Annotated in this window: 11 protein-coding genes; 7 read left to right on the plus strand and 4 right to left on the minus strand. The window is 44.9% G+C overall.

Annotation, left to right across the window (positions count from 1 at the left end; translation table 11 throughout):
* Positions 1 to 88: 88 nt before the first annotated feature.
* Positions 89 to 2,296 (minus strand): DNA topoisomerase III, encoded by a 2,208-nt coding sequence (locus WKT01_RS05860; RefSeq protein WP_340311612.1) that lies wholly within the window; start codon positions 2,294 to 2,296, stop codon positions 89 to 91.
* Positions 2,297 to 2,324: 28 nt separating this feature from the next.
* Positions 2,325 to 3,167, minus strand: a complete 843-nt coding sequence (locus WKT01_RS05865; protein WP_059066534.1) for a YitT family protein — start codon at positions 3,165 to 3,167, stop codon at positions 2,325 to 2,327.
* Positions 3,168 to 3,294: 127 nt separating this feature from the next.
* On the opposite strand from WKT01_RS05865, the gene eno reads away from it, so the two are divergent.
* From eno to smpB, 7 genes are all read left to right on the plus strand, one after another.
* Positions 3,295 to 4,566: a phosphopyruvate hydratase gene (eno, locus tag WKT01_RS05870; RefSeq protein ID WP_340311613.1), complete on the plus strand. Its 1,272-nt coding sequence runs from the start codon at positions 3,295 to 3,297 to the stop codon at positions 4,564 to 4,566.
* A gap of 213 nt (positions 4,567 to 4,779) precedes the next feature.
* Positions 4,780 to 5,289 (plus strand): PH domain-containing protein, encoded by a 510-nt coding sequence (locus WKT01_RS05875; protein ID WP_340311614.1) that lies wholly within the window; start codon positions 4,780 to 4,782, stop codon positions 5,287 to 5,289.
* A complete protein-coding gene (locus WKT01_RS05880; RefSeq protein ID WP_340311615.1) occupies positions 5,264 to 6,763 on the plus strand; it encodes a PH domain-containing protein in 1,500 nt (499 codons plus the stop codon). Before WKT01_RS05875 ends, WKT01_RS05880 begins: the two co-directional genes overlap by 26 nt.
* 103 nt (positions 6,764 to 6,866) lie before the next feature.
* Positions 6,867 to 8,714: an IdeS/Mac family cysteine endopeptidase gene (locus WKT01_RS05885; protein ID WP_340311616.1), complete on the plus strand. Its 1,848-nt coding sequence runs from the start codon at positions 6,867 to 6,869 to the stop codon at positions 8,712 to 8,714.
* A gap of 87 nt (positions 8,715 to 8,801) precedes the next feature.
* The gene (secG, locus tag WKT01_RS05890) at positions 8,802 to 9,044 is read left to right on the plus strand and encodes a preprotein translocase subunit SecG (protein WP_059066538.1); all 243 of its coding nucleotides are present in this window, start codon (positions 8,802 to 8,804) and stop codon (positions 9,042 to 9,044) included.
* Between the two features lie 76 nt (positions 9,045 to 9,120).
* Entirely contained in the window at positions 9,121 to 11,289 is a 2,169-nt protein-coding gene (rnr, locus tag WKT01_RS05895) for a ribonuclease R (RefSeq protein WP_340311617.1), read from the plus strand.
* A complete protein-coding gene (smpB, locus tag WKT01_RS05900) occupies positions 11,289 to 11,762 on the plus strand; it encodes an SsrA-binding protein SmpB (RefSeq protein WP_340311618.1) in 474 nt (157 codons plus the stop codon). Before rnr ends, smpB begins: the two co-directional genes overlap by 1 nt.
* 45 nt (positions 11,763 to 11,807) lie before the next feature.
* Here the strand turns inward: smpB and WKT01_RS05905 are convergent, their stop codons facing one another.
* Together WKT01_RS05905 and WKT01_RS05910 are read right to left on the minus strand one after the other, a co-directional pair.
* Positions 11,808 to 12,407, minus strand: coding sequence for an HAD family hydrolase (locus tag WKT01_RS05905; protein WP_340311619.1), 600 nt, complete (start codon positions 12,405 to 12,407; stop codon positions 11,808 to 11,810).
* Positions 12,408 to 12,592: 185 nt separating this feature from the next.
* Positions 12,593 to 14,206: a mannitol dehydrogenase family protein gene (locus WKT01_RS05910; RefSeq protein WP_340311620.1), complete on the minus strand. Its 1,614-nt coding sequence runs from the start codon at positions 14,204 to 14,206 to the stop codon at positions 12,593 to 12,595.
* Between the last annotated feature and the right edge of the window lie 2 nt (positions 14,207 to 14,208).

A 14,208-nucleotide genomic window follows, 5' to 3' on the forward strand; every position in this document is an offset into this window, starting at 1 on the left:
AACTTGTGCTTGGAAGAGACGGTGGTTCTTTGCGTATCTTCTATAATAGATTTCACTCTTTCTCTAAAAGGCAGTTCGTCAGTTAAGTTTATAATTTCAGTTTGGAAAGCGCATCTGCAAAGGCGTTGTTGATAGGGGCTTCAGCCTCTTTTTTTTGTTTTTTTAAATAGGCGTTTACATCTTTTTTTGTAGCGCTTTTTCCTTCCTTTTTCTTCCGGTCCTGGAAGGAACTTAGTTTTTCTTTATATCCGCAGGAGCAAACAAAACGCTGTCCATCCGCTTTGCCGACCAGCTCCATTTTTTTGTGACACATGGGGCAGCGGGCGTTGGTCAGTCGGGAGATTGTCTCGCGGTGTCCGCATGTTCTGTCCTGACAGACGAGCATGCGTCCATGTTTTCCATTGACCAGCAGCATATATTTCCCACATTTTGGACACTTGGTCCGTGTCAGGTTGTCATGCCTGAAGGTACCGGAAGCTGTCCGGATATCCTGTATAAGAGTCTGCGTATATCCCTCGATCTCGTGCATGAAATGTCGGTCCGATTCTTTGCCTTTTGCGATGGACTGCAGACGCAGTTCCCATTGAGCGGTAAGTTCCGGGCTTTTTAGATCCTCCGGCACAAGGGCAAGCAATTGTTTTCCTTTGGAGGTAATATGCAGTTCATGTCCCTTCTTTTCCATAAGAAAGCTGCTCAATAATTTCTCAATGATATCTGCCCGTGTAGCCACGGTTCCGAGGCCTCCTGTTTCTCCAAGTGTGCGTACAAGAGTTTTATCCTTTCGTGCCATGTATTTGGTTGGATTTTCCATAGCGGAGATGAGAGTGCCCTCTGTGAAATAGGCGGGCGGTTTTGTTTTCCCCTCCGTTATGGCAAGAGAAGAAATGAGAATCGATTCTCCCTTCTGGACGGCAGGAAATGTCTGGATAGAAGAAAGAGCGTCTTCACTGTCCTCTTCTATTCCCGGTATGTCTGCATCGTATGCTTCCCGCCAGCCGGCAGTCAGGAGTCGCTGTCCCTTGGCGGTAAAGACAGCTGGATCCTTAGAGCCTTGTATGGAGACACAGCCTTGGAGAGAAGTTTCTTCATACTCACAGGCAGGAGATAAAACGGCGAGAAAACGCCGTACGACTAAATCGTAGATTTTTCTTTCTTCATTTGTCATATGTTCTAACTGTACAAACTGTTCAGTTGGAATGATCGCATGGTGGTCGGAGACTTTGCTGTTGTCTACAAAAGATTTATTTGGTTTTATCTTCTGAAAGGAAAGCTTGCCCGCCAGTCGTCTATAAGGTCCTACGGCACATGCCTGAAGACGTTCTTTCAGCGTATCTGTCATGTCGCTTGTCAGATAACGGGAATCTGTCCTTGGATACGTCAATACCTTGTGATTTTCGTAAAGTCTCTGCATGATATTGAGCGTTTCCTTTGCAGAAAAACCAAATTTGGCATTTGCTTCCTGTTGTAGTGCGGTTAGGTCATAAAGTGCGGGGGAAAAAGACTTTTTTGCCTTTTTATGAACATCTGTGACAGTCAATCTATCTGCCGCATGCTGACAAAGCTTTTGTATATGCTCCTTATTGGGCGTACGGTTCGTGTTTGTATGGCTGTTTATCCAAGTAAAGGTAATGCCGTTTGCTATAGCCTTCATGCCATAGTATGGCTGGGGAGTGAAGTTTTTAATCTCCTCTTCACGTGCAGCGATCATGGCAAGCGTTGGTGTCTGTACACGTCCGCAGGAAAGCTGTGCGTTATATTTACAGGTCAGGGCTCGAGTCGCATTGATGCCTACGATCCAGTCGGACTGTGCTCTTGCCACGGCAGCTTTATAAAGCGGTTCGTAAACTTTTCCCGGTTTTAAGTGTGCAAATCCATCCCGGATCGCTTTATCAGTGACAGAAGAAATCCAGAGCCGCTGTACAGGCTTTTTGGTGCCGGATTTTTCCAAGATCCAGCGGGCGACCAGTTCCCCTTCACGGCCGGCATCTGTGGCAATGATGATACTGTTTACGTCTTTTCGATACAACTGTTCTTTTACAGCGCGATATTGCCGGGATGTCTGTTTTATGACGGTCAGTTTCCAGTCTTTTGGCAGTATAGGTAAAGTATCTATATCCCATGTTTTATATTGCGTGCCATATTCTTCCGGATCTGCCAAAGTGACGAGATGTCCGAGCGCCCAGGTGACGATATATTTTTCTCCTTCCAGAAAGGTATCGGTTTTCTTTTTACAGTTAAGGACACGGGCAATATCCCGTGCCACAGATGGTTTTTCAGCAATGACCAGTTGTTTCATGATAAGGACTCCTTTTGTTGACAAAGTTTTAAACACTATGGAAGCCTTTCCCTATGATCTCACTTGTATTAGAGATCAGGATAAAAGCTTCCGGCTGTGTCTCTTTGATATAATTACGCAGGCGGACGGCCTGGGGGCGGTTTAATGCCGTAAGGACAATGTATTTGTCTTTCCCGGAGAAGGCGCCCTGCGCATGACATATCGTCGCGCTCCTATGTAAAGTCTGGACGATGAATTTACAGACAGACTGTGGATGGTCACATATGACATTGCAGTATTTGGACAAGTTAAAACTCTCAATAAAAGTATCGATCATAAAGGAGCGGATAGCAAGTCCTAGGAAGGAATAAAGTCCTGTTTCAATATCAAACATAAAACAGCCGGCTACGGTAATGAGTATGTCCGTGACAAGTAAAGCTTTCCCAATATCAAAACTGGAATATTTCTTAAGGATCATGGCGATAATATCGGTGCCGCCGCTGGAGGATCCAATATTAAAAAGAATAGCTGAACCAAGTGCTGGAAGGGCAATAGCAAAGCACAGTTCCAGCATGGGCTGATCGGTAAGCGGACCGCTCATAGGACAGATACGTTCCAGAACGGAGAGCGAAAAGGATAGAAGAATACTGCAGTAAGCGGTTTTTGCAGCAAATTTTTTCCCGAGAATAAGGAACCCTATGATAAGTAAAATCATATTCATGACAAAGGTAAAATCACTGGCGGACATAATGCCGGTATGGGCAACTAAAACAGCCAGTCCGGTAATCCCTCCAAAAGTAAAATTGTTTGTAAATTTGAAAAAATAGGTTCCTACAGCCATGATCAGCGTACTTGCTGTGAGCAGCAGAAAATGGCGGACTTTTTCTTTCATCTGCAGAGCCTCCTCATTCGCGGTAATCGACTTTCTAAACGAATTGTAACGTGTCGAATATGAAAAGTCAACGCATTAAGAGTCGGTTATCGGGAAATACTATTTTTCCGTAAGGAGGACGAAATCTATGTATCGCTATTTACCGATTCGAGATATTTACGCGAGAGAAATCACAGATTCCAGAGGTAACCCTGCTTTTGAGGCAGAAGTTCTGGCAGGAGAGGATATTGTAGGCAGGGCATCTGTGTCGGCAGGAATTCTTGCAGAAGGTTATGAAGCCGCAAGATCAAGAGACTGGAAAAATGGAAATATGGAAAGAACTATGGAACAGGCGGTAGAATATGTCAATGCTGAGTTAGCGCAGGCTATACTGGGGCTGAATGTATTTGACCAGGCGGAACTGGACAAAGTGTTGTCAAAGTCAGCATGTAACTTTGACAAAAGAAATCTGAGAGTGAATACGATCTTAGGAATCTCGATGGCAGCGGCACGTACGGCGGCGACAGCGCTTAAACTTCCGCTTTACAGGTATCTGGGAGGAATGAGGACAAAGAGAATGCCAATCCCTATGTTCAGCATTTTAGACGGCGGCATATATGCAGAGAATACATTCGATATACAAGAAGTTCTGCTCATACCTGGAAAAACAAAGAATTACAGAGAAGGTTTTTGTATCTGTACAAAAGTTTATCAGAGTCTAAAAGAAATTTTGAAAGAAAAAACAGATGTCGTGCGTACAGGTGCTGCGGGAGGATTTGCCCCAGATCTGACAGATGTGAAGGAAGCGCTGGAATTAACAGAAGAAGCAGTAAAAAGAGCGGGCTGCCAGATGAAACAGGATATTTCCATTGTTCTTCATACAGCGGCTTCCAGGCTGTATAATGCAGACAGAAAAGTATACGATTTTCCGGGAGAGAGTAAGAGAAAGGGGCAGAAGATCATAAGGAGTACAGAAGAATGGCTTTCTTATTATGAAGAATTGGCAGAACGTTTTCCGATAGATCTGATAGAAGAACCATTGGGGAACAATGACAGGGAAGGATGGGAGAAGATAGAAGAACGTCTGGGCGGAAAAGTACAGCTGGCAGCAGATGTTCCGTGCACAGAGGATATACAGAACTCTGCTAAGGAAGGGCAAGTAAAAACAGTCGATACAGTTGTGCTGAACCTTGCGCAGATGGGGACCCTCAGCGAAGCGTTGGACGTATCGGAGAGTGCAAGAAAGGCAGGGAAGCAGACCATACTTTCCTGTCGCTGCGGAGGGACAGAGGATACAATGCTTGCAGACGCTGCCGTGGCATTTCGGACAGATTATATTAAAGTAGGAGCACCTTGGGGAACAGAGCGGACAGCACAATATAACCAGCTTCTTAGGATAGAAGAAGATATGGGCTTTTAAACGTTTGACAGACCTGCTGGGGTATGTTACGCTTTGTTTACAGGTGTATACGTATTTTCGTGCAGTCAGTGCTGCCTGCTGTTTAAGCGTGAGCGGACTGTCTAGGAAAAGGCGGCTGTCGTGCGGACAGGAGAATATCGGCATACAAAGAGACAGATTCTTGCTGTATGCCGATTTGTGTACAGGATAAAGAAAAAGGGTGGGAGAGAAGAAATGCAATATGAAAAGTTATCCATAAGAGCGCTTTACTGTATGTATGTGGCGGGGATACTCGTATGTGCGGTTTCGCTTGCAGTCATAGGCGCGGTAAATTATTTTTGGATATTTCCGGAGAATATCGGTGTTGGAAAGGTCATATCCGTGATCCTCATAGTATTGCTGCTGCTGGATACGCTTATCAGTCCTTATTTTCGTTATCACAGATACCGCTACAGTATCAATGAAGAATGTATCGATATACGGGAAGGCTATCTGTTCGTCAAAAGAAATATTGTTCCGATCGAGCGTTTACATAAGCTGAAAACAGCAAAGGGACCTATCGATCAGCTTTTTAAAGTGGAAAAGGTGGTCGTTACTACAGGTGGAGGTGATGTTACGATTTCTTTCCTGGAAGAAAAACGGGCGGAACAGATCGCAGAATCTCTGCGCAGGCGTATCAATGAGATCGCGGCAGAACAAAAGGAGAAAGACAGAAGTGATGAAGAAAGAGAAGGAGAGGTTTAGAAATCACATATCGATCGTTCTGGAGCAGTTTGGCAGCTTTTTTTATATTGTTTTGATTATGGTGGTCAGTGGCCTTGCGCAGAACCTGGAACGGCTCAAAAGCGAAGATTTTCAATTTTTGTTTACAGACAGAGCGTTTATAGGGGCGCTTGTCTGCCTGTTTGTTATACTCTTACTCATAGGAAGAAATCTGTTTGTGTGGGCAAAAACATACATATCCGTTCAGGATCAGGCGATTGTTATTGAATGTAACACACTCAATAAAAGAAAGCATACGATCGGGATCAAAAATATATCTAACATCAATACAGAACAGAACTTGTTTGAAATGCTGATCGGGACATATAAAGTAAAATTGGATACGAACAGTTTGTCGACAGCAGATAAAACGGATGTGAAGATCGTGCTGAAAAAGAAAGAAGCACTTCGATTTTGTGAGCAGATCACACAAATGCTCCTGCAATATCAGAATCCGGACATGGAAGAAGCGACGGTACAAGAACAAGGGAAAAAAGAAGAGATTTTGTATGATATTACGACAGATCTTGCCGGCCTGTGTGTGCATGGACTGTTTTCCATCAGTATTTTGTCGCTCTTTCTTACAATAGCTGGCGCAGTAGGCGCAGTGGCAGTGATCATCGGGATCATCCGGGAACCGGGCGGTGTGCAGACGATCCTGGGAGCGTTCGCAAGTATACTGATCGCCGCGTCTGTATTTTTTTCTGCTTTTTGGGATACGATAAAGGGTTTTATACAGTATTATGATTTCCGGGCAAAGAGGCAAAATGATAAGATCTATCTTTGCTATGGTCTTTTAAAAAAAGTAAGCTATACGATCCCGGTCGATAAGATCCAGGCGCTCAAGATACACCAGACAATGCTGGCAAGAATAGCAGGGCGATACATGGTGGAAGTCGTCAATGTAGGGATGAATGACGAGGCGGGACAGAAAGCTTTTCTTGTCCTGTACAGCACAAAAGAACAGCTGAAAGACAAAATACATTACCTTCTTCCAGAGTTTAGGGATGCGGTGGATCTGGAAATCAAAAGACAGCCGAGGACAGTCTGGGCGGCATGGCTGTTTCCTTTCAGTATTTTTATCGTATGTACAGCCGCAGTGTGTATGACGTGTATAGCGTACCGGCCTGCATATGCTCTCTGGCTTTTAGGAGCGGAGGCAGGAATCCTTGTCACAGCAGTACTCTGCATGTTTTTAAAGTATAGAACTGCCGGAATAGGAATGGACAGTATGTTTCTGAAAATATGCGGAGGATACGCAGGACGGCATTATCTCTTGCTGCGGTATAACAGGATCCAGTACCTGGAGACGTCGCAGAATTTCCTGGCAAGAATATGTGGGATTGAAAAAGGCGAGCTGAAACTGCTTGCATCTGCTGCGGAAGCTTCACAAGCGCTGCCATATTTTCATTCGGAGCATACAGAGCAGATCAGGAAGAGACTGCTGTCCGACTAAAGGGATAAAAAGGAAAAATAGAAAATAGGATTTTTATTTACCCAAGCCGGTATATATGTTAGAATAAAGCAGTTAAAAATCATATAGTTAGGAAGGTACGAATGTGAAGAATATACGAAAAGTGTGTATGATTACTTGTATGGCCAGCATGATCTCCTTTTTTTGCAGTTCCTTTGGCAGTTATGCAATGGATGCCGCGGGGACAGACAGAGTGGGACAGGTGACAGAATATATAGATGAAGACGGAGCGAAAAAAACCATTTACTGGGCAGATCATATTACGCCTCCGAAGATGGGCGGCGGCGACAGTGAATTTCAAAAACATGAATATGAGCAGGGCGGTACTAGATATGTAGAATATATAGCTCCCTATACGGCCGGAAATGGGTGGTATGATGTAAATAAGACGCCGGATCAGATCCAGGATGCCAATCTGTGTTTTTCTGCTGCCGCTTCTAACACGCTTCACTGGTGGCTCGACCAGAATTCAGCGTATATAGACAGGTATCTGGCAGCATATCCGGAAGCGCCGAAGGCAGAGGAGATACGAGAACTGAAAGGGCAGACTCCGGGACAGCATGACAGTAAGATATATGCGCGGTTTGTAGAACAGTTTGCAAACAGGACAACAGGAAACTGGCCGGATATCCTGCAGGATCAGTTTATCAACGGATACCCGCCGAAAGAAAACGGCGGTACAAATGATCCGGGGTATGACGGGCAAAAACTTGTGGAAACAGGACCGGACAAGAGGGGCGGATTTTTCTATCCTGTATTCGGACCGGATATTTTGACGCAGCGCCGTTTCTACGATTTTACAGGAAATTATCAGAGTATCTCTGCAGATATGAAGCAGTTTTTCGAGCAGGGGCAGATCGTTACCCTGACATATAAATTATGGGAAAGCGCCCATGTTGTTACAGTATGGGGCGCAGAATATGATTCTGCCGGCAATCTCAGCGGCGTATATTTTTCAGACTCAGACGATATGGATGACTATGGCATGCATCGTTACCGTGTGGTGAATAAGAAGGGGCAGGCATATGTGACGACCGATACGTCGGATGACGGGGGCGGAAGTCCGATCACCTGTCTTACAACTCTTTCGACAGGAAACGGGTATTGGGAGAATATATTAAAACCATCCCCAACAGAACTCAAACTTGTATGGGGAGATACGCAGTTTGTCTATAACGGTACTTCGCAGACACCGACGATTACTGCAGAGAATATCGCTGCCGCAGATGATGCACAGCTTTCGGTAGAGGGAGAAGGCATAGAAGTGGGAACATATTCCGCCAGCGCAATGTTAAGTGGAAATGATGCCGGGAAATACAGTCTGCCGGCTCAAGATGCTCAGGTATCTTTTATGATCACACAGTCAGGGACTGTATTTGAGGGAGGCGTGAAGGCCTATCTTGGTACAGAGGAAACAACGGATGTACAGTATGGAGATAGGATCACGATAAAAGTATCTCCAAGAGCGACGGGAAATGCACCGGATTCATCAGAGCCGCCGAGAGTTTCGGTAAAACCGACCAATGGACAGGTAACATTTTTCGCAGGCGGTCAAAAGCTGAACGAGGCGGTAAATACAGATGAAAATGGCGTATATACGCTGACGTATGATACGAAAAAAGGCGCGCTTAAAGTAGGTGCCAATCAGCTGACAGTAAAATTTCATGATGACAAAAATATGGCAGATCACGAGGAAAAACTTACGATCTTTGTGAAAGCGGCAGAGCATATTCCAGGCGGAGAAGAACCACCTGCGCAGGAAGGAAATGGGGAAAAGGCGCCTGTATATGGAGAAAACGGGGGAAAGGCAGATCGTGCAGATAGGGCTGTAAAAACAGGCGATGATACGTCTGGTCTTATATGGATGTTTATATCCGCAGGGGCGGCGGCTGTTGTATATGGCCTGTATATGCAAAATAGAAAAAAGGCATAGGCAGCTGCATACTCTACTGAAAAGATGGTTGCAAATTATGGATAACTGTGATAAACTAATTTTGGTTTATCCACAGGAGGTGTAAGGATGGATATATTAAAAATTATTTTGACGATAATATTTGTTATAGATTGTATTGCATTATCAGCAATTATTCTTTTGCAGGAAGGGAAATCAGCTGGCTTGGGAACGATCAGCGGAGCTGCAGATTCGTATTGGGGCCAGAATAAAGGACGCTCTATGGAAGGTGCGCTTGTAAAGTCTACGAAGTTTCTTGCGGTGTTGTTTTTGGTGCTGGCTTTAGTTTTGAACCTGGGAGTATTTAACTAAGAAGATGAAATGACAAAACACTCTATACGGATGCTATAGGGTGTTTTTTCTATATGTATTACGGAAAGGTGGATATATGGAGCAGACATTTGAAAAGCGCAAGAAGGTGATCTACAGTTTTATCTGTGACGATCTTTATGTGCCTATGAAGATAAAAGAGATGGCTGTTATCCTGCAGGTTCCGAAAGAACAGCGGCAGGAATTAAAAGAGGTGCTGGACGCCTTGGTGGAGGAAGGAAAGATCTCTGTCTCTAAAAAAGGAAAATATACAAAGGGAGGGGCAAAGCGTCTGACCGGTATATTTCAGGCAAATGCCAGAGGTTTTGGCTTTGTGATACAGGAGAATGATACAGAAGATATTTTTATTTCCGAAGAAAATACAGGAGGGGCTTTCCAGGGAGACGAGGTGGAGTGTATCATTTTGAAATCTCCGGAAGGACGCCGCAGAGAAGGGAAGATTGTAAAGATACTTTCTCATGGAACGGTGAAGATCGTAGGATTATATGAGAAGAGCAAAAATTTTGGTTTTGTGCGCCCGGACGATCAACGTGTCATGACAGATATTTATATTCCGGCGGGGAAAGAGATGGGCGCCATGACAGGGCATAAGGTCGTTGTGGAAATGATTTCCTATGGCGGAGAGAATCTGAAGCCGGAAGGAAAGATCGTGGAGATCCTCGGGCACGTCAATGATCCAGGGACGGATATTATGTCTATTGTAAAGGGGTATGACCTTCCTGTGGAATTTCCTGAGAAAGTTTTAAACCAGGCGGTGCGGGTCGGCAAGGAGGTAAGTGAGGCAGACATAGAGGGAAGGCTGGATCTGCGCAGCTGGCAGATGGTGACGATCGACGGAGAGGATGCAAAGGATTTAGATGACGCGGTATCTTTGACATGCGAAGGCGAATACTACCATCTGGGAGTCCATATAGCAGATGTCTCGAATTATGTTCAAGAGAAAAGCGCTCTGGACAGAGAGGCTTTAAAACGGGGGACGAGCGTATATCTGGCAGATAGGGTGATCCCCATGCTGCCACATAAGCTCTCCAATGGTATCTGCTCCCTAAATGCAGGGGAAGATCGTCTTGCTTTGTCCTGTCTTATGACGATCGATCAAAAAGGAGAAGTGGTGGACCATCAGATTGCGGAAACGGTCATCCGTGTGGATGAGAGGATGACTTATACGGCGGTGGCAGCGATACTGGATGATAAGGCGGATATATCAGAAAAAATGCAGTATACGGAAAGATATGCTGACTTGGTTCCTTTATTTCAGCGGATGGCGCAGCTCTCGGCGATTTTGAGAAAACGACGTCATAAGAGAGGTTCCATTGATTTTGATTTTCCAGAGACAAAAATCGTCCTGGATCAAAACGGAGTTCCACAGGATATCCAGCCATATGAACGTAATGTGGCGACAAAGATCATCGAAGATTTTATGCTCCTTGCCAATGAGACGGTGGCGGAGGAATATTTCTGGAGAGAACAGCCCTTCCTCTACAGGACTCACGAAGCGCCGGATGAAGAGAAGATAAAAAGGTTAAGCACTTTTATCAATAATTTTGGCTATCATATCCATATGGGCAATGAAGTGCATGCAAAAGAAATACAAAAGCTTCTCGGAAAAATCGAAGGAACACCGGAGGAGGCGCTCATTAGCAGGCTTGCGCTGCGTTCTATGAAACGGGCGAAATATACGCCGGAAAATACGGGACATTTTGGGTTGGCGGCCAAGTATTATACACATTTTACCTCCCCTATCCGCAGGTATCCGGATCTGCAGATACACCGGATCATAAAGGAAAATATCCGGGGCAGGATGACACCGGAAAGAATGGAACACTATGAGAAGCTCCTGCCGCAGGTATCTATGCAGGCAAGCGAACGGGAGAGGCGTGCCGAAGAAGCAGAACGGGAGACAGTGAAGCTGAAAAAAGTGGAATATATGAAACGGCATATCGGCGAAGAATATGAAGGGGTGATCTCCGGCATTACAAAATGGGGCGCTTATGTAGAACTTTCGAATACAGTGGAAGGACTTGTGCACGTGGTGAATATGCAGGACGATCACTATGAATACAGAGAAGAGCAGTACGATCTGATCGGAACACACACGCGGCATGTGTACAAATTAGGGCAGACGGTACGGGTACGGGTTATTGGCGCTGATAAACTACAGCGGACCGTGGACTTTGTATTTGTCGGCGAAGAACAAAAATACGATGATGGAAATGAGGAAGAGTGATGGCAAAGACAGAAGGCAGATTGATCGCCAACAATAAGAAAGCATATCATGAGTATTTTATTTTAGAAAAATATGAGGCGGGGATCGTCCTGCATGGGACAGAGGTAAAATCCCTGCGCATGGGAAAGTGCAGCATCAAGGAGGCGTTTATCCGGATCGAAGAAGGCGAAATGTATATCTATGGTATGCACATCAGTCCTTATGAGAAAGGAAATATCTTTAATAAAGATCCGCTGCGTGTCAGAAAACTTCTGCTGCACAGAAAAGAAATCGACAAAATCTATGGGAAAATGAGAGAAAAGGGGATTACGGTCGTTCCCCTTAGAGTGTACTTCTCTGATAGTCTGGTCAAGGTAGAGATTGGTCTTGCAAAAGGGAAAAAACTCTATGACAAAAGAGACGATATTGCAAAGAAAGATCAGAGAAGAGAAGCACAGAGAGAATTTAAGAAAGGGTTGTCTGGAGGTTTTTGAGGCAAAAGCGCTGCCGGGATGCCTGGAGAAGTAAGACTGCTCTTTTCAGCAGTCTTTTGCCAGTTCCTTTTTGACGGCTTCTATGTCGCCGGTAAATACGAGTCCGTCCATACCGAGTTTTCTGCCGGCCTGGATATTTACGGCGGTATCATCGATAAAGAAGCAGTCTTCCGGTTTTAGATGAAAAGTCTGAAATAGATAATGGTAGATAGAAGGAGCGGGCTTTGCCATCTTAAGAGGGCCGGAAAATACGAGTCCATCGAACAGCTGTAAGATCTCAAAGGTATCCGGCGCTTCCTGGGCAAACTTAGTGGGAGCATTGGAAAGAAGATAGATACCCACATTTTGGTCTTTGAGTTCCCGGATAAAATTCCATGTGTCAGGGAGCGGGCGGATATATTGCACCCAGTCTGCAAAAAAGGCGCGCCCGGTTTCTTTGAGTCTGTCCGGGAGAAGATCTATGCAAAAACGGGCGTTTTCTTCATAGTCTATTGTGCCTGCGTCCAGAGCACCCCAATTTTTGAAAATAACACAAGAGAGCAGATCGAAATCTTCTGCAGATCTGCAGAATGGTTTCAGGATAGAAGCAGTCTGAAAAGTTCCGATCACATTTCCAAAATCAAAGATGATATTTTTATAGCGCATAGGTACCTCCTTTATATACTCATGTGGCACTTATGGAGGCGCATCCGCCTGCAAGATATGTGCTGTGGGAGCCGGATGAGTATACGTTTATTTTATTATATCGAAGAACAGGCAAAGATACAAATTAAAATGGGAAGGCTTTCGTTTGTCGAAAGTCCTTCCCATTATGATATATGTCTGGAAATTTATGCGGTATATTTCTCCAATGTCTGACGCACCGCGCCCGTTGCGCGTGTCATTTCTTTAAAATATTTGCAGACCAGTCCTGCCATATCGACAGCATACAGATCGACACCGAAGATTTTTGCATTTTCCAATACAGGCTTCAATACTGTTTCTGCGTCAAAATCACTTCCCAATTTGATATCTGCAACATATGGGCAGACAGTATCCAGAAGTGGATCCGGACTCAGATCGAAAGCTTCTCCGTTGTCGTTTACTGCCATGAGATAGCGCAGCCATCCGGCAAATACGAGCGGGATCAATTTCAGATCTGCGGTATCAAGTTCTGGTGATGCAGCGTATGCTTTGATCGTTTCGCCGAAGCGGATCGCAAGTTTTTGTGAGGTATCTGTAGCGATACGCTGTGGGGTATCCGGCATGAATGGATTGGGAACACGGACATTGAGTACGGTATCGATGAAGTCTTTTGGATCCAGGATACCTGGGTTTACAACAACAGGCAGTCCCTCTTTATAGCCGATTCCTTCTACCAGTTTCTTTAAAGTTTCGTCTTTCATTTCTTTAGAGATCAAGTCATATCCCAGCAGACATCCAAATACGGCGAGTGCGGTATGGAGCGGATTTAAGCAGGTGCAGACTTTCATCTTTTCCACCTTGTCGACTGTCTCACGTGCAGTGAACATAAGCCCGCCTTTTTCCAGCGCAGGTCTGCCATTTGGGAAAGCATCCTCAATGACGAGATATTCACATTCTTCCGCATTGACAAAAGGAGCAATGTACGTATTTTTCCCGGTAATAACAGGGTCTAATTCTTCCACACCGTCCTTTTGGAGAATGGCTTCTACAGAAGGATCCGGGCGTGGTGTGATCTTGTCGATCATAGACCAAGGGAAGGATACTTTCTGTGGATTTTTGATATACTCTGCAAAAGCAGCGTCAACAAGCTTGTTTTCTACCCATTTGTCTGCAAATGTGCTTACTGCGTCATATAATTTTGTGCCATTGTGGGAACAGTTATCCATACTTACCATAGCGATCGGCTTCTGGCCTGCCAGAAAACGAGCGTAAAGGAGAGAAGTTACTTTTCCGATATAGCTTGCTGGTTTTTCGGGACCATTTTCCATGTCTGCTTTTACATCTGGCAAAATAACGCCCTTGCCGTTTACGAGGCTATATCCCTTTTCTGTGATGGTAAAACTTGCCATCTGGAGGGAATCTGTCTCAAAAATCTCCTTGAGGCGTGCAAAGGAAACGGTATTGTCAGAGTCAAGAGCAAGGGACTCTACGACACTTCCGACAACGGTTTTTTCTACATTGCCGTCTGCTTTTAAGGTGACGAGGATACTGTAACTGTCATGCGGAAGGTTCATTTTTTCGATGATCTCATAGTCATATCCTTCTGCTACGATCAGACCGGTATCGAGAATACCTTCATTTAAGAGATTCTGTACGACATTTGCCTGGAAAGCACGGAAGATATTGCCGGCGCCGAAGTGGATCCAGCGAGGGCTTTTCTTTGTATTTTCTGTGACAGCTGCTCTGTCAAATTTGGGAAGGGCATAGCCCTTTTCTTCCCATTCTTTGTGGTTTGCAAGACCTGCTTCATTTAATCTCATGA

This window comes from Mediterraneibacter sp. ICN-202921 (assembly GCF_037890075.1).
Classification (GTDB): Bacteria; Bacillota; Clostridia; order Lachnospirales; family Lachnospiraceae; genus Mediterraneibacter; species Mediterraneibacter massiliensis.